At 55.8% G+C, this 15,516-nt stretch carries 15 protein-coding genes; 4 read left to right on the top strand and 11 right to left on the bottom strand.

Features of this window, described 5'->3' with window-relative positions; genetic code table 11:
- Positions 1-103 precede the first annotated feature (103 nt).
- Positions 104-1,030 carry a CAF17-like 4Fe-4S cluster assembly/insertion protein YgfZ gene (gene ygfZ, locus AC1RSM_RS04440; protein ID WP_492929853.1) on the top strand — a complete coding sequence of 309 codons (927 nt, stop codon included), beginning with the start codon at positions 104-106 and terminating at the stop codon, positions 1,028-1,030.
- Here ygfZ and mmsB read toward each other — a convergent pair.
- The 5 genes from mmsB to AC1RSM_RS04415 form a co-directional block, all read right to left on the bottom strand.
- Positions 1,005-1,901, bottom strand: coding sequence for a 3-hydroxyisobutyrate dehydrogenase (gene mmsB, locus AC1RSM_RS04435; protein ID WP_492929851.1), 897 nt, complete (start codon positions 1,899-1,901; stop codon positions 1,005-1,007). The two genes, ygfZ and mmsB, sit on opposite strands and share 26 nt — an antisense overlap.
- 58 nt (positions 1,902-1,959) lie before the next feature.
- A complete protein-coding gene (locus tag AC1RSM_RS04430) occupies positions 1,960-3,087 on the bottom strand; it encodes an enoyl-CoA hydratase/isomerase family protein (RefSeq protein ID WP_492929849.1) in 1,128 nt (375 codons plus the stop codon).
- On the bottom strand, positions 3,084-4,232 hold the full coding sequence (locus tag AC1RSM_RS04425) for an acyl-CoA dehydrogenase family protein (protein WP_492929847.1): 1,149 nt from the start codon (positions 4,230-4,232) through the stop codon (positions 3,084-3,086). Before AC1RSM_RS04425 ends, AC1RSM_RS04430 begins: the two co-directional genes overlap by 4 nt.
- A gap of 150 nt (positions 4,233-4,382) precedes the next feature.
- Complete coding sequence (locus AC1RSM_RS04420) at positions 4,383-4,736, bottom strand: RnfH family protein (protein ID WP_492929845.1); 354 nt, start codon at positions 4,734-4,736, stop codon at positions 4,383-4,385.
- Complete coding sequence (locus tag AC1RSM_RS04415) at positions 4,729-5,163, bottom strand: type II toxin-antitoxin system RatA family toxin (RefSeq protein WP_207874872.1); 435 nt, start codon at positions 5,161-5,163, stop codon at positions 4,729-4,731. Before AC1RSM_RS04415 ends, AC1RSM_RS04420 begins: the two co-directional genes overlap by 8 nt.
- 59 nt (positions 5,164-5,222) lie before the next feature.
- Here AC1RSM_RS04415 and smpB point away from each other — a divergent pair, with 59 nt between their 5' ends.
- On the top strand, positions 5,223-5,687 hold the full coding sequence (gene smpB / locus AC1RSM_RS04410; RefSeq protein WP_492929842.1) for an SsrA-binding protein SmpB: 465 nt from the start codon (positions 5,223-5,225) through the stop codon (positions 5,685-5,687).
- A 32-nt stretch (positions 5,688-5,719) separates the two neighbouring features.
- Here smpB and AC1RSM_RS04405 read toward each other — a convergent pair whose 3' ends face one another.
- Entirely contained in the window at positions 5,720-7,030 is a 1,311-nt protein-coding gene (locus tag AC1RSM_RS04405) for an NAD(P)/FAD-dependent oxidoreductase (RefSeq protein ID WP_492929840.1), read from the bottom strand.
- Between the two features lie 350 nt (positions 7,031-7,380).
- Between AC1RSM_RS04405 and AC1RSM_RS04400 the strand changes: the two genes are divergently transcribed.
- Positions 7,381-8,130: a TetR/AcrR family transcriptional regulator gene (locus tag AC1RSM_RS04400; protein ID WP_492929838.1), complete on the top strand. Its 750-nt coding sequence runs from the start codon at positions 7,381-7,383 to the stop codon at positions 8,128-8,130.
- Between the two features lie 313 nt (positions 8,131-8,443).
- Here AC1RSM_RS04400 and ppsA read toward each other — a convergent pair whose 3' ends face one another.
- Positions 8,444-10,810, bottom strand: a complete 2,367-nt coding sequence (ppsA, locus tag AC1RSM_RS04395) for a phosphoenolpyruvate synthase (RefSeq protein ID WP_492929836.1) — start codon at positions 10,808-10,810, stop codon at positions 8,444-8,446.
- Positions 10,811-10,978: 168 nt separating this feature from the next.
- On the opposite strand from ppsA, the gene ppsR reads away from it, so the two are divergent.
- Positions 10,979-11,812 (top strand): posphoenolpyruvate synthetase regulatory kinase/phosphorylase PpsR, encoded by an 834-nt coding sequence (ppsR, locus tag AC1RSM_RS04390; protein ID WP_492929834.1) that lies wholly within the window; start codon positions 10,979-10,981, stop codon positions 11,810-11,812.
- A 263-nt stretch (positions 11,813-12,075) separates the two neighbouring features.
- Here the strand turns inward: ppsR and AC1RSM_RS04385 are convergent, their stop codons facing one another.
- The 4 genes from AC1RSM_RS04385 to lpxA form a co-directional block, all read right to left on the bottom strand.
- Positions 12,076-12,858, bottom strand: coding sequence for a TrmH family RNA methyltransferase (locus tag AC1RSM_RS04385; RefSeq protein ID WP_492929833.1), 783 nt, complete (start codon positions 12,856-12,858; stop codon positions 12,076-12,078).
- An 8-nt stretch (positions 12,859-12,866) separates the two neighbouring features.
- Entirely contained in the window at positions 12,867-13,472 is a 606-nt protein-coding gene (gene rnhB, locus AC1RSM_RS04380) for a ribonuclease HII (RefSeq protein WP_492929831.1), read from the bottom strand.
- Entirely contained in the window at positions 13,469-14,650 is a 1,182-nt protein-coding gene (gene lpxB / locus AC1RSM_RS04375) for a lipid-A-disaccharide synthase (protein ID WP_492931453.1), read from the bottom strand. The genes rnhB and lpxB overlap by 4 nt, the downstream gene beginning before the upstream one ends.
- Before the next feature lie 77 nt (positions 14,651-14,727).
- Positions 14,728-15,516 carry an acyl-ACP--UDP-N-acetylglucosamine O-acyltransferase gene (gene lpxA, locus AC1RSM_RS04370; protein WP_492929829.1) on the bottom strand — a complete coding sequence of 263 codons (789 nt, stop codon included), beginning with the start codon at positions 15,514-15,516 and terminating at the stop codon, positions 14,728-14,730.

Genomic DNA, 15,516 nt, shown 5'->3' with positions numbered 1-15,516 from the left:
TCAGGCCTCATGCCCTGATCCCAGCGGGGATATGGGCCTTGAATGTGTCACACACACGGTATCATTGACGTTTAAATTTTATTTTCGTTCAGCCATGACCGGAATGTCCGCACCTGTATCTTTCATCCTGCCCGATTTGTGTGTCCTCCAGTTTCAAGGAGCTGACGCCGTTTCTTTCTTGCACGCTCAGGTCAGCAATGATCTGGAGCACTTGGCAGCCGACCGTGCTTGTATTGCAGCCTATTGCACGGCCAAGGGTCGAAGCCTGGCGACCATGGTGCTTTGGCGCGAAGCAGACGACACCGTCTTCGCACTGGTGCGCCGTGATCTAAGCGAGGCCCTGATCAAGCGACTGCGTATGTTCGTGCTGCGCAGCAAAGTCATCATTAGCGTGACTGACCTGCATGTGTATGGCGTGGGCGAGGCGTCCCCAGCCAAGCCCGTCTGGGAGCTACAACGCGACGGCGCGGATACCTTGATCCAGGCACCGGGTGAATTACAGGGCTTAAGCCGACACTGGCGTGTCACTGCCCAGCCGAACACCCACGCACAGGCTTCCGAAGGACGCTGGGAAAGTGCCGATATTCTGGCAGGTCTTCCTTGGATTGGCGCCGCCACACAGGATCTGTTTATCCCTCAGACGCTGAACCTGGATCTGATCGGCGGCATTAATTTTCAGAAAGGCTGCTATCCGGGCCAGGAAGTGGTGGCTCGCAGCCATTACCGGGGCACGATCAAGCGCCGCATGATGGCAGCTCGTACAGCCAGCTTGGATACCGCTCCCCAGACTCAAGAAGCGGCGGATGTGTTCCTGAAATCCAAAACAGATGCCAATGCAGAGCGCATTGCTGCCGCTCGTATCATCAATCAGGCTTGGCTGGCCGAGCAGCAGTGCCTGTATGTCTTGATGGAAGTCGTTCTAGCCGATCTGGAACAAGGCCAATTTCAGCTGGAACAAGGGCAGACGCTGGAGATTCAGCCCCTGCCCTACGCCTTGCCTGAGCTTAGCTCTTCGGACGGTACAAATTAAGAATGCTGGAGAAATCCAGCGAGGCATTCTGACCTTGTGCGGCGTGCAAAGCGAACAGGTTACGCGCCAGTTCGCCTAAAGGCGTCGCACTACTTTGGCTCACCGCTGCATCGGCGGCCAAGCCTAAATCTTTCAACATCAAGCCGGTAGCAAATCCACCCTGATAATCACGCGAAGCGGGTACGTCGGGCATCACCCCCGGCCACGGGTTGTACAACTCGGTGGCCCAGTTGCGCCCCGAGCTACGTGCCATGATGGTGGAAAGCACGGCCGGGTCCAAGCCATGTGCCACACCCAAAGCCAAGGCTTCGGCAGTTCCTGCCATCAAAATGCCCAAGAGCATATTGTTGCAAATCTTGGCGACCTGTCCGGCACCCGCTTGACCGGCGTGGAAAATATTCTTGCCCATAGCCTCCAGATAGGGGCGCGCTTTTTCCAACGCCTCATCCTCGCCCCCCACCATGAAGGTCAACGTGCCTGCAATCGCTCCCCCTGTCCCTCCGGACACCGGAGCATCAAGCATGATCAAATTCCGCTTGGCCGCTTGTGCCGCCAGATCCTGGCTGGTTTGCGCATCAATCGTGCTGCAGTCCACCAGCACTGTGCCGGGTGCAACGGCTTGCAGCAGGCCGTTCTCGCCTTCGTAAACCTGACGGACATGGCGGCCGGCGGGCAGCATGGTAAAGACCAGTTGGGCATCATTGGCAATGTGAACCGCGGACTCGCCCACTTGAGCGCCCGCTTCCTGAAGCTCTTTCATGGCGTCTGCATTCAAATCAAACACCTTCAGACTATGGCCTGCCTTGAGCAGATTCAATGCCATAGGCTTGCCCATATGACCCAGCCCGATAAATGCAATCGTGTTACTCATTTTGTCTCCTCGTCATTATGAAAACGGCGCCTTCTGGCGCCGCAGCGGTCTGCCTGTCTTACAGGTCAGCCAAGGGATGAGTCGTCTCTGCAGGCCAGGCAGGAACAAAGAAGCGTTCCACCCAGGCCACATCAGCGTGTTCCAGCGATGCCGGATTCCAGCGCGGCTGCTTGTCTTTATCAATCAAGAGTGCACGTATGCCTTCCTGGAAGTCGCCTTGAACACCACATTGCAAGGACACAATGTATTCCAGGCGGAATACATCAGCCAAAGACAGGTGATGAACACGCTCCAGTAGCTCAAAAGACAAGCGAGCCGATCCCGGGGCACCTTTTGCAAAGGTTTGCGCCGCACGTGCCAGCCACGGGTCGGTACTGTCTTGCCACTGCTGCAAAGCCTGGCAAATGCGTTCGAACTCACGGCTGGCGCACACATCGCGCAACATGCCGTAATTCTGCTCCAAGGGTCCCACAGGGGGGCTTGCGCCCTCTGCTAGCGTTCGCAACACCTGATGCAAGCGGCTGTCACGTCCCGCACGCTGTTCAGGCCAGTCTGTCGCCTGCAGGCCCTGCAACAAGGCGTCAAACTGCGCACGGGGCAGATAGGCGTCTGCCAGACCCAGGAACAAGCAGTCCGACGCATTGATTTGCGCACCGCTCAGCGCCAGGAAATGGCCAATACCTGCAGGTAGATGGGAAAGCATCCAGGTGCCGCCCACATCGGGGAACAGGCCAATGGAAATTTCTGGCATGGCAAAGCGCGTGGTATCGGTAACGACCCGGTGGCTGGCCCCGTTAAACAAACCCACGCCCCCGCCCATCACAATGCCATCGCCCCAGCACAACACCGGCTTAGGGAAGGTATGGATCAAGTAGTCCAGGCGGTATTCCACGTCGAAAAATTCGCGGGCGTATTCATTCCCCCAGGCCGAGCCTTCTTTGTTTTCCAGCATGGAGGCATACAAGGAATGTAGATCGCCCCCCGCACACAAGGCCTTATCACCGGCACCGTGCAACACCACCATGGCAATATCAGGATCTTGCGCCCATTGCTGAAACTGCTTGAGCAGCAACTGACACATTTCCAGATTAAGCCCGTTCAGTGCTTGCGGGCGGTTCAAGGTGGCTACACCAATCGCCTTCCCGTTCTGAGCAGGCAGGCGATCAAACAAAACAGAATCCGTCATCGAATATCAGCTCCAAGATCAATGATTTGTCGAGCAATGATGACACGCATGATCTCGTTGGTGCCTTCCAGTATCTGGTGCACCCGCGTATCGCGGACAAGACGCTCGACAGGATAATCCTTCAGGTAACCATAACCGCCAAAGAGCTGTTGTGCATCTACGCAAGCCTGAAAACCCAGGTCTGTAGCCAATCGTTTGGCCATGGCGCAGTAGGTACTGGCTTGGTTGCTGCCGGCATCCAGGTGGGAGGCTGCCAAACGCACCATTTGGCGGGCGGCGACCACGCTGGTCAAGATATCGGCTAATTTGAATTGCAGAGCCTGAAACTGATCCAGGCTCTTGCCGAACTGGCGGCGGTCCTGCATATAGAGGCGCGCAGCATCGTAAGCACCCTGGGCGGCGCCGACCGAACAGCAAGCAATATTGATACGCCCGCCATCCAGACCTTTCATGGCTAATTTGAATCCTTCGCCTTCCGCACCCAACATGGCGGACTTGGGAACACGCACACGCTCAAAGGTGATGCCACGCGTGGACTGGCTGTTCCAGCCCATCTTTAGTTCTTTACGGCCATAAGTGATACCAGCGGCGTCGGCAGGGACAGCAAAGGCGGAAATACCTTTGGGACCATCGCCACCCGTACGGGCCATTACCACGAGAAGATCGGTATCACCGGCACCTGAGATAAAGGCTTTGCTGCCGCTGATCAGGAAATCGTCACCATCGCGCTCGGCGCGGGTACGCAGGGAGGCAGCGTCAGAACCGGCTCCGGGCTCGGTCAGGCAATACGAGCCTAACTTCTGACCGCTGCTCAGCAATTCGCCCCATTGGGATTTGACCTCATCCGTGCCCCAGGTCCCCACCATCCAAGTGACCATATTGTGGATGGTCAGAAAAGCCGTGGTGGACGGGTCAACTGCCGCCATTTCCTCAAATACCAGGCTGGACTCCAAACGGCCCAGGCCTAAACCGCCGATGGACTCAGGAGCGTATAGCCCGCAAAAACCCAGTTCTCCGGCCTTGCGGAACGCATCTGTCGGGAAGATATGTTCCTCATCCCAACGCGCCGCGTGCGGGGCCAATTCCCCTTCTGCAAATTCGCGAGCCGCTTGCGCAAACGCGTTCTGGTCGTCAGTCAGTATCATGTCTGTCTCCTTGTTTTTATTCACCATAATGCGTGCTGCCCCCTTTAGTTGTCGTGCTGATGACAATCAGCCCTTCCATAGGGAGTACAGCAAGGTGAGAGGCGACAGTCTAGCTGAAAGTCGCGGCCTGATGATCAGACCGACAAAGGGCTAGGCGCGGGCTGGTTTGCGGCGGGGTCTGGCTGCAGCGCGAGCAGCCAGCTTGTGCGCGTAGCGACGACGGCGCGAATCCATAGGGTCAAAAACCAGTTCGCGGTAGATCTCTACCCGGTCCTGATCCTGCAAGAGCTGGTCCAGCTGGCAGCGCTGACCATAAATACCCACCTGCAAAGCTTCCAGTCCCTGGGCCGGGTCTAGCGGAGGCAGGCCGCATTCGTGCAAGCCCTGCTCTATACCGGCTTGCTGCAAGGCATCACGTACACGGCTGCCCGCTGGCAGGCGCAAAGAGGCTTTCCAGACCTGTGCCTGAGTGGCCAGCAGGACAGTGACGGATAACTCAGTCACCGTAGACCTCTTGAGCACGGCGCGTGAAGGAGTCGATAAAGCTGTTGGCAACCCGATTGAAAATCGGTCCCACCACCATCTCCAGTGCGCGACTGGAGAACTCGTATTCCATGGTGAAGACGATTTTGCAGCCGTCTTCCCCCAAGGGGGTAAATTGCCAATCGCCCGTCAAAGCCGAAAAAGGCCCTTTGACCAGGCGTAGAATGATGCGATTGGGGTAATCGTGTTCGTTGCGCGTGGTGAAGGTCTGGCGTATACCCGCAATGCTGATGGTGACGGAGGCTTCCATCCCCTTTTCATCGCGCTGGTTGACAGTGGCACCCCCACACCACGGCATGAATTCGGGGTATTTTTCCACCTCTGCAACCAGATCAAACATCTGTTCGCAGCTATACGGAAGAAGGACGGAACGTTTTACTGTATGCATCAGGTCTGGTTAATAGATAGAATGTTCTGATTTTACAATCTATGGTTGGCAATTAATTCATGAGTATTGTTGATAATCGCAAGGCTACCCACGAATACTTTATCGAAGAGCGCTTTGAGGCCGGTCTGGTCCTGGAGGGCTGGGAGGTCAAGGCGATCCGAGCTGGGCATGTTCAGCTCAAAGAAAGCTTTGTCATCGTGCGCGACGGCGAGCTGTTTATTATAGGGATGCACGTCAGCGCTTTGCCGACCGCCTCTACCCATATCCGGCCCGATGCCACCCGCACGCGTAAACTGCTGCTCAAAGCTGAAGAGATCAGCAAGCTGATCGGCAAGGTTGAACAACGTGGCTACGCCTTGGTTCCTCTGAACCTCCATTACAAGAAAGGTCGTATCAAGCTGGACTTCGGTCTGGGCCGCGGTAAAAAACTACACGATAAACGTGATGTTTCCCGCGATAAGGACTGGAAGCGTGAGCAAGAGCGCTTGATGAAACACGACACCCGCCGCAAGGTCAATGAATAAAACGGGCTAAAAAGCCCGTTTTGTTCCACATCTCAATGTAATTTAACACGAGGGGCGGCCCGTTTGCTGAGCAAACGGCCCAAAGCCAAGGTTGCCGTGCGCGCGGCCCCTAGAATGGCCATGTGGTGCATCAAGTGCAGGCTCATATACATAATGCGAGCCAGCAAGCCTTCCACAAACCAGCTCTTGCCCGACAGCACGCCCATCAGGCTGCCTACGCCACGGCTGTGGCCCACGGAAACCAACGAGCCATAGTCCTTGTAGACGAAGGGAGCTTCGTCCACCGGCTTGCCCTGGATACGAGCGGCCAGCCGTTTACGCAGGTAATTAGCCTGCTGGTGCGCGACCTGGGCACGCGCGGGCAGAAACTCGCCCTCTTTGCTCCAGGGAACTTGCGCACAATCGCCCAAGGCCCAGATATAAGGGTCCGGTGTCGCCAGACAGGCATCCAGCACCAACTGATTGATACGGTTGACGGGCAAACCCAGCTTCGCCAAAAACGCAGGCGCCTCAATACCAGCCGCCCAGACACACAGATCGCTGGGGTACTGCCCTCCGCTGACGTCCTCGATATGGTCCGCCGCCAAACGGCTGACCCGCACCGAGGTGCGCACTGCGACGCCTCGCTGCTCCAGAAGACTTTGAGCCGTCGCAGACAACTTGGGCGGCAAGGCGGACAAAATCCGATCCGCGCCTTCCAGCAAGGTGATACGCACTTCCCGGTCGGAACTGCTACCCGGAATGCTGTAAATGCTCAGGTCCGCACGCGCTTCCAATAGTTCGGCAGCCAGTTCCACTCCGGTAGCTCCGCCCCCGACAATATTGATATACAACGGTGCGCCCGGCTCACGCTGGGCACGGCGGGTGACACTGATCAATTCATTAAGCAGTTTGAGCCGGAAACGTTCGGCCTGATACGTCGAGTCCAGGGCCAAGGCGTATTCCTGAGTACCCGGTGTATTGAAGAAGTTAGATTTACTGCCGACCGCCATCACCAGCGTGCCATAGGACAAGCTACGTTCGGGAAAGACTTCTTCGTGATCCGGCCCCAGCACGGGGGCGAGCGTAATGAAACGCTGCTCACGATCAATGCTGGTCATCTCGCCCTGAATGAAGGTAAAGCCACAGTCGCGGGCCAGCATGAAATAGGACAGCCCTTCGCGGTGGATATCCAAGGTTCCAGCGGCCACCTCGTGCAAAGACGGCTTCCAGATATGGTCGCTGTCTTTATCGACCAAAAAAATATGCTTGCGTCCAAATTGACGCCCCAGCTTGGCAGCCAGCTCCAGGCCACCTGCCCCGCCCCCAACAATCACCACTTGATACGACTGCGTAGTAGACATCCAAAACTCCTTGGGCCTTGTCCAGCAAAGAGAGTATCAGAACCGCCACCTTATACTTTAAATCAAAACAGATAAGGACTATAGCGTTCTTCTACGGCCTGCTCTGAAGGCGCTGCCCTGTAGAGCAGCAAGCTTTCGCCAAACATGAAGGCCTTAAATGTAGGCACGAATCCTGGCCTGCTCTCAGAACATCCCCATCGCCTGGCGCAAGAGCTGGTTTTTGCGCTTCACCAGCTATTTTTGGGCCTGCTCAAGCAGACTCCTTTGTGCCTTAACAGGACCTAAATCAAAGGCTAAAGCAAACAAATGCTTGCAGTTGAAGCACATGGCGTAAAATTAAGGGGTTGGTCTTGCCTTCCCTTAACGATCGAAATAACACGGCAGCACATCAGCCATTGATACGGTATGATGCTGACTTTGTTCTATTCACCTACTTTTTGCCTGCCATTATGCACGACGATGTTCCCCGAAAATCTCAACGCGCCACACGAAAAGGGCGCGAACGCCGCGACAAAATCCTGGAAGTGGCTTCCGAGGTTTTCCGCGAGAACGGTTTTGAGGCGACATCCATGTCCCAGATTGCTGCATTGGCAGGCGGCTCCAAAGGCACTCTCTACAATTACTTCCCGTCTAAAGAAGATCTGCTGCTAGCCGTCTTATTTAATGGCGCGCAGGAATTTACCGAGCAAGTGCTGACCAAGCTGGATGCTGAAGGCGATATACGCGACGAGCTGCAACGCTTTTTGCTGCCCATGCTACGCAAGCTCTACTCCAAGCAAACTGCCCAGTTGCTGCGCATTGTGATCTCTGTCGGTGGTCACAGCGATATCGGCAAGCGCTTTATGGATATGTTGGATGATCAGATTTGGGACGGCGTACACCGCTTCTTTACCCGTCATATTGAACGCGGAAATCTGCGCAAGCTGTGCCCGCAGCACATGGTTGATCACCTGCGATGCCTGAGTGAAGGCGAAATCATCGTACTGATGATGGGTGCCATGGAGCCGTGGAACGAAGAGCGGGTTCAGAATGAAACCGAGCATATTTTGAATATGTTCCTGCATGTGTACCAAAACTCGCCCGAACCCCTGCAAGACTAAGAGACGCTTTTCGGGCCCTATCCCAGCCCTGCACGGCAACTAAAGCGATAGCCAGCCACACAAGCTGCAATCTAGCGTCTAACGAATATGCCTCCGCCCGCTCAGGGCGGCCTTGGCAATACGAACTCCCCTTTGCCGCATGACGACCTAGCCTGAGCAGGCGTAGAGCATCCTGCACGCCTCTGCTGGGCTCTCAGGATACTTTGCCCCATACGACAACACCCCCGATACGGATGACTCCGTATCGGGGGTGTTGCTAAGACTGGCTTTAATCAGTGCATTGCCAGCAAGACGCTGGCAAACACCCTGTTTATCAGACCTTGGCCAGACGCTGCCACGTGTCCACAACCGTATCTGGGTTCAAGGACAGCGAGATAATGCCTTCGTCGCTAAGCCACTTGGCCAGATCAGGATGGTCGCTAGGGCCTTGACCACAAATACCAACGTATTTGTTTTGTGCCAGACATGCCTTGATAGCACGGCTCAGCATGAACTTGACGGCTTCGTCGCGCTCATCAAAGTCAGCCGCCAGCAATTCCATGCCGGAGTCACGATCCAGACCCAACGTCAGCTGAGTCATGTCGTTCGAGCCGATGGAGAAACCATCAAAGAACTGCAGGAACTGATCAGCCAAAATAGCGTTGGAAGGCACTTCGCACATCATGATCAGGCGCAGGCCGTTGTCGCCACGAGCCAGACCGTGAGTAGCCAAGAGGTCAACCACACGCTCTGCCTGACCCAGGGTACGCACGAATGGCACCATGATTTCGACGTTGGTCAGACCCATTTCGTCGCGTACTTTCTTCAGCGCTTCGCATTCCATCTTGAAGCACTCGGCAAAGTCTTCGGACAGGTAGCGAGCGACACCGCGGAAGCCCAGCATCGGGTTCTCTTCCTCGGGCTCGTAACGCGAACCACCAACCAGCTTGCGGTATTCGTTGGACTTGAAGTCCGACAAACGTACGATAACGGGCTTGGGGTAGAAAGAAGCGGCCAGGGTAGCAATACCTTCAGCCAGTTTTTCTACGAAGAAAGCACGTGGGCTAGCGTAGCCACGAGCTGCCGATTCCACCGCTTTTTTCAGATCGCTATCCACATTGGGGTAGTCCAGAACTGCTTTGGGGTGAATGGCGATATTGTTGTTGATGATGAATTCAAGACGAGCCAGACCCACGCCATCGTTCGGGATTTGCGAGAAGTCAAAAGCCAGTTGTGGGTTACCCACGTTCATCATGATCTTCAGGCCGATCTCGGGCATTTGGCCCCAGCTGACCTCTTCGATTTCAGTTTCCAGCAGACCGTCGTAAATACGGCCTTCATCACCTTCAGCACAAGACACGGTGACTTCCTGGCCTTCCTTCAACACGTCTGTCGCGTTGTTGCAACCGACAACCGCAGGAATACCCAGCTCGCGAGCAATAATGGCCGCGTGGCAGGTACGACCGCCACGGTTGGTCACGATAGCCGAAGCCAACTTCATGATGGGTTCCCAGTTGGGGTCCGTCATGTCGGTCACCAGCACATCACCGGGTTTGACCAGGTCCATTTCGGACGCGTCAGCCACGATGCGGACTTTGCCCGAACCAATCTTCTGACCAATCGCACGGCCAGTCACCAGCACTTCACCGGTGGCTTTCAGGCGGTAGCGCTCTTGTACATCGTTGCTGCCTTGCTGGGACTTAACTGTCTCAGGGCGGGCTTGCAGAATATAGATCTTGCCATCAATACCGTCACGGCCCCACTCAATGTCCATAGGACGCTGGTAGTGCTTTTCGATGATGGTGGCGTAGCGAGCCAGCTCAATGACTTCTTCGTCGCTCAGGGAGTAACGGTTACGCTCGGACACGGGCACATCCACGGTGCGCACAGCGTGATCCGTCGTACGGCCTTCATCAAATTCCATCTTGATCAGCTTGGAGCCAATACGGCGGCTGATGATGGGGTAGTGACCGGAAGCCAGTGTTGGCTTGTACACGTAGAACTCGTCCGGATTCACCGAACCTTGCACCACGGTTTCGCCCAGGCCGTAGGAAGAAGTCAAAAAGACCACATCCTTGAAACCCGATTCGGTGTCCAGGGTGAACATCACACCGGCGCTGCCCTTGTCGGAACGCACCATGCGCTGGATACCGGCGGACAAAGCCACCTCAGCGTGGGCGTAACCCTTGTGCACGCGGTAGGAAATAGCGCGGTCGTTGTACAGAGAGGCAAACACGTGGTGGATCTTGCCCAGCACTTCCTCGATGCCCACTACGTTCAGGTAGGTTTCTTGCTGACCTGCAAACGAAGCGTCAGGCAAGTCTTCAGCGGTAGCGGAAGAACGAACAGCGAAAGAGCCCTTGCCATCTGCATCCAGCTCGGCAAAGGCTTCGCGCACGGCTTGCTCGAACTCGGCCGGGAATGGCGTGTCGATGATCCACTGACGAATTTCGGCACCGGCAGCCGCCAGTTCACGCACGTCGTCGGCGTCCAGCGTTGTCAGACGCTGCTCGATACGCTTGTCCAGATCGTTGTTTTTCAGGAAAACGCGGAATGCTTCGGCTGTCGTGGCAAAACCACCAGGCACGCGCACACCGGCATCCGCCAGCTGGCTGATCATTTCGCCCAGCGAAGCGTTTTTACCGCCCACTGTGTCGACGTCCGTCATGCGGAGCTTGTCGAAACCAATTACGTAAGACATAAGTCACCTTGAATAGAAAAAAAAGCGTGTTTGCTTAAGGCAGTGATCATTTAGTGCCACCTTTGCGATCTGTCCTAAGCAAACCTGCCTTTCCATCACCTGATTGGAGCGGTAAATGGTAATCTTGCAAATTGTACCGTTTCCCGAGCTTTGTGCACGACTTATTCCATGACTTCTTCTCCCATTGAGCGCACCGTCTTTGTCGTTTCTGACAGCACGGGTATTACCGCCGAAACTTTCAGCAACTCCGTCCTGTCGCAATTCGCTCAATTCGAGTTTCAGGCCATCCGTATCCCTTTCATCGATACCATCGAGAAAGCTCAAGCTGTGGCCGATCGCATCAACCAATGCGCTCAAGAGCAAGGCCAACAGCCGCTGGTGTTCAGCACCTTGGTCGACCCCAAGATGGCGCATATTATTGGCGCGGCCAATTGCACCTTCCTGGATTTGTTTGGTGCCTTTGTACGACACATTGAGCGTGCCCTAGGGGTGAAATCCAGCCGTTCGGTAGGCCGCTCCCATTCTGGCGGCATGTCCAAGCGCTACAACAACCGCATTGAAGCCATCAACTTCAGCCTGGCGCACGACGACGGTCAGTACGTCAATGGACTGGAACAAGCGGACGTTATTCTTGTGGGCGTGTCCCGATGCGGGAAAACCCCCACCAGTCTGTATCTAGCCATGCAATACGCCGTCAAGGCCGCCAACTACCCGCTGATTCCTGAAGATTTCCAGCGCGGCACCCTGCCTGCTACCTTGGCGCCGTACCGCAAGAAGATTTTCGGCCTGTCCATCCACCCGGACCGCCTGTCCGAGGTGCGTAACGAGCGCCGCCCAGACAGCAAATACGCCTCTGTCGAACAATGTCGCATGGAAGTGGCCGAGGCCGAGCGCCTGATGCGTATGGAAGGTATCCCTTGGCTGTCCACCACCACCAAATCCATCGAGGAAATCTCGACCAAGATTCTGGATGATGTGGGTCTGGATCGCCGCTCTTACTAAAAAGAGCCGGACCGCTCCGCAAGGCGGCTAAGACACAGCCAGCCGCCCAGAGAACAAAAAGGCCTGAATACGGAAGCAAGGAATTCAGGCCTTTTTTGCGCTTGCTGCGCTGCTTTATGGACATCACCGCGACAGCTTGCCGCGCCCCCTAGCCTGGCGCCCCTACATCCCCACAGAAAGAAAGCAACGTACACGACAAAATGGCAGTAGGGCCATCAATCAGGCCACACTGCCATCCGGGTAAGGCATAGAGAGAACTAAAACTAGGCTTGATGCTGGCGTCGTTGCTCATACAAGCACAGTGCCGTGGCTACCGCCACATTCAGCGACTCCACACCCGGTGCTTGAGGAATGAACAAGCGTTGGCTGGCTTTAGCCAACAAGTTCGGGCTGACGCCCTGCCCTTCATTTCCAAAAACCCAGATTCCCTTGGCGGGCAAGGACGAATCATAGAGGTCCTGGGTATCCGGGCCTAAAGACGTTACCAACACGGGCAAGGATGCCTTTTCCAGCAACTCCACAGCGTCAACCTGCTCATGTAGCTGAATGGAGAAATGAGCCCCTTGCGCGCTGCGCAGCACTTTTTGCGACCACACGCTGGCACAGCCCGGCGTCAAATATACCGCTTCCAAACCCACCGCCACTGCGGTGCGCAGAACTGTTCCCACATTGCCGGGGTCTTGAACCTGATCCAGCAAAATAGCGCATCCTGTCGGTACAGACCACGCCTGTCCACGAGGCACACGGACAATAAAGCCAATCCCCTGCCCTTGACCGACTTGAGAGACCGCATTCATCAGGGTGGGGCTGAAAGTCATGCAGCTGTGGCCAGGCAGAAAACGGGCCATCTCCATCAGCTCTTCCGAATGGCGATCCATCTCGAACACGGCCAACTCCGGCAAACCACGCCGTTCCAGCCACATTTGGCACAGGTGGATACCTTCCAACCAAATCAGCTGATCACCTCCGTCCAGCTCGCGTTTGTCGTGAGCCAGGCGCTGCACCCGTTTAAACAGCGCATTGTCTTTGGATTCAATCAGCCTCATTGTTCAACTTACCTAACTAGTGATGCGCGCACAGGCGCGAAACTTCGACGGTGCTCAGGGCACGGTCCATGCTGGGACAAGCGCTGCAGATGCAAGGCAGTCCCATAACCTTTATGTTGATCAAATCCATATTCTGGATAGTCGCGATGCAGTTCCATACACACAGCATCCCGTGCTGTCTTGGCCAGGATGGACGCTGCTGCAATAGCGGCATGGCTGGCATCACCCTTCACAATCGCTTCAGCCGGGCAACACAGGCCCTTAGGGATACGATTGCCATCGACCAAGGCTTGCTGTGGGGGCGTGCTCAATCCATTGCAAGCACGTTGCATGGCGAGCATGGCGGCGTGCAGGATATTGATATCGTCAATTTCTGCCACGGTAGCACTGGCAATTTCCCAGGCCAGCGCGCGCTCTTTAATCAGAACAGCCAAGGCTTCCCGGCGTTTGGCCGTCAGTTTTTTGGAATCGTTCAAGCCTTCAATGGGATTGTTGGGGTCCAAAATAACCGCAGCGGCAAAAACAGGGCCAGCCAAGGGGCCACGCCCCGCCTCGTCCAAACCTGCCACCAAACCGGCCGAGACATCACTGACCAATAAATCCAGCTGCTTCATCCACGCGCCATATTCAAAATAACCTCGGCAGCCAAGGCAGGGGTATCGCGTCGCAAGGTTTCGTGCATGTCAGTAAAGACCTGCTCGATATGCGCAACGTAGTCTTGATCACTCAATGCCTTCCAGCACTCTTGTGCCAGCTTCTGAGGCTGCGCATCTTCCTGCAACAGCTCCGGCACGACAAAATCACGCGCCAGCACATTAGGTAAGCCCACCCACGGCACATAAGGCCGATCTTGGCCGGACTTCCACCGGATGATGCGCTCCATCAAGGGGCTGAGCACATAAGAAATAACCATGGGCCGCTTGTACAGTGCTGTTTCCAGGCTGGCTGTACCACTGGCGACCAGCACAGCGTCGCTGGCTTCCATCACCGTCCAGGCGGGAGGGCGCACAACACCTTGCGGGTCAGGCTCCCGAATCCCAGCGGTATTGGCATCAATGATGTGCAAATTGCGTACTGGGTTTTCAGCCAAAGCCTGTTCAAATTCTTGCCGACGCTTGGGGTTCACCATCGGCACCAGAATACTTAATTCAGGATCTTGATCCTGCAAAATCTGTACCGCCTGCAAAAAGCGGGGCGACAGCATTTTGACCTCAGACGAGCGGCTGCCCGGCAAGACACCAAGAATACGACCCGATTCCGGCAAGCCCAGACGTCGGCGTGCATCTGCCTTGTCTGGCTGCATGGGAATATTTGCCGCCAGCGGGTGCCCCACATACGTTACCGGTATGCCTTCCTTTTCATAGATCTCGGTCTCGAAAGGAAACAGAACCAACATATGGGAAACCGCTTCACGGATTTTATGAATGCGTTCATAACGCCAGGCCCAGATCGAAGGCCCCACAAAATGAACGGTGGGCACACCAGCCTGCCGTAAACGGTGCTCCAGGCGCAAATTGAAGTCTGGCGCGTCAATCCCCACGAACACATCAGGACGCTGGCGCAACCATTGATTGCGCATGCCCAGATAGGTAGAGACCAATCCTGGAATACGTTTAAGCGCCTCGACGTAACCAAATACCGTCAAAGCGTCCATGGGATAGTGTTGCTGAAATTGCTGGGCGGCCATTTCCAGCCCGCCTATGCCTTCAACCTGTACACCTGGATGGCCCTGACGCAAGCCCTGGATAATGCGGGCCGCCAGTAAGTCACCGGACGGCTCGCCCGCCACCATGCCTATACGCAGATCTAGCTTGGCCCCAGTCTGCCCCGTACCGGCTGAATGTGCCGCTAATGGGCGGGAGGCGCTGCTCATGGACGACAAATACCCCGGCTGGAGTCATTCAAAAAGTCGATCATGACCTGAACAGCGTCGTGGCAGTCTGGCTGCGCTTGCTGCAAGGCCTTCATTTGCTCGACCGCCTGCTCGACAGTCAACTTGCGACGATACAGCAGCTTGTAGCTTTCCTTGATGGCCGAAATGGCTTCAGGGGAAAAACTGCGACGGCCCAAGCCTTCGCTATTCACCCCAACGGGACGGAACGGATCACCCGCGCCGATGACGTAAGGAGGAATATCCTGGCGTACCGAGCTGGTACCACCAATCATGCAATGGGCACCGATACGTCCAAACTGATGCACGGCGGTCAGACCACCCAAAATAGCCCAATCACCGATATGCACGTGACCGCCCAGCTGTACGCTATTGGCGATGATGGTGTGATTGCCAATTTGGCAATCGTGCGCAATATGGGTGTAGGCCATGATCCAGTTATCGCTGCCTAGCCGAGTGACGCCCACATCCTGCACCGTACCGGTGTTGATGGTGACGTACTCACGAACCATATTGTTATCGCCAATTTCCAGGCGGGTGGGCTCTCCGGCGTACTTCTTGTCCTGCGGCATGCCCCCGATGGAGCAGAAACGGTAGAAATGGTTATTGCGACCAATCGTGGTCACGCCATCAATCACGCAGTGAGGGCCAACCTTGGTGCCCGCCCCTATCGTGACATTGGGCCCAATGATGCTGTAGGGCCCGACCTCGACATCATCAGCCAGGACTGCACCCGACTCGATGATGGCCGTTTCATGAATACGCAT

It is taken from the genome of Alcaligenes sp. GW821-FHT11D07 (assembly GCF_058808495.1).
This window is presented reverse-complemented; position numbering and strand designations above follow the sequence as displayed.

Bases quoted from the DNA above. Each gene is read 5' to 3' on its own strand.
- smpB (WP_492929842.1), top strand. From the start codon at position 5,223: ATGAGTATTGTTGATAATCGCAAGGCTACCCACGAATACTTTATCGAA.
- AC1RSM_RS04425 (WP_492929847.1), bottom strand. From the start codon at position 4,232: ATGATACTGACTGACGACCAGAACGCGTTTGCGCAAGCGGCTCGCGAA.
- AC1RSM_RS04385 (WP_492929833.1), bottom strand. From the start codon at position 12,858: ATGAGGCTGATTGAATCCAAAGACAATGCGCTGTTTAAACGGGTGCAG.
- lpxA (WP_492929829.1), bottom strand. From the start codon at position 15,516: ATGCGTATTCATGAAACGGCCATCATCGAGTCGGGTGCAGTCCTGGCT.
- ppsA (WP_492929836.1), bottom strand. From the start codon at position 10,810: ATGTCTTACGTAATTGGTTTCGACAAGCTCCGCATGACGGACGTCGAC.
- mmsB (WP_492929851.1), bottom strand. From the start codon at position 1,901: ATGAGTAACACGATTGCATTTATCGGGCTGGGTCATATGGGCAAGCCT.
- AC1RSM_RS04430 (WP_492929849.1), bottom strand. From the start codon at position 3,087: ATGACGGATTCTGTTTTGTTTGATCGCCTGCCTGCTCAGAACGGGAAG.
- AC1RSM_RS04405 (WP_492929840.1), bottom strand. From the start codon at position 7,030: ATGTCTACTACGCAGTCGTATCAAGTGGTGATTGTTGGGGGCGGGGCA.
- AC1RSM_RS04415 (WP_207874872.1), bottom strand. From the start codon at position 5,163: ATGCATACAGTAAAACGTTCCGTCCTTCTTCCGTATAGCTGCGAACAG.
- ygfZ (WP_492929853.1), top strand. From the start codon at position 104: ATGTCCGCACCTGTATCTTTCATCCTGCCCGATTTGTGTGTCCTCCAG.
- rnhB (WP_492929831.1), bottom strand. From the start codon at position 13,472: ATGAAGCAGCTGGATTTATTGGTCAGTGATGTCTCGGCCGGTTTGGTG.
- ppsR (WP_492929834.1), top strand. From the start codon at position 10,979: ATGACTTCTTCTCCCATTGAGCGCACCGTCTTTGTCGTTTCTGACAGC.
- lpxB (WP_492931453.1), bottom strand. From the start codon at position 14,650: ATGGTGGCGGGCGAGCCGTCCGGTGACTTACTGGCGGCCCGCATTATC.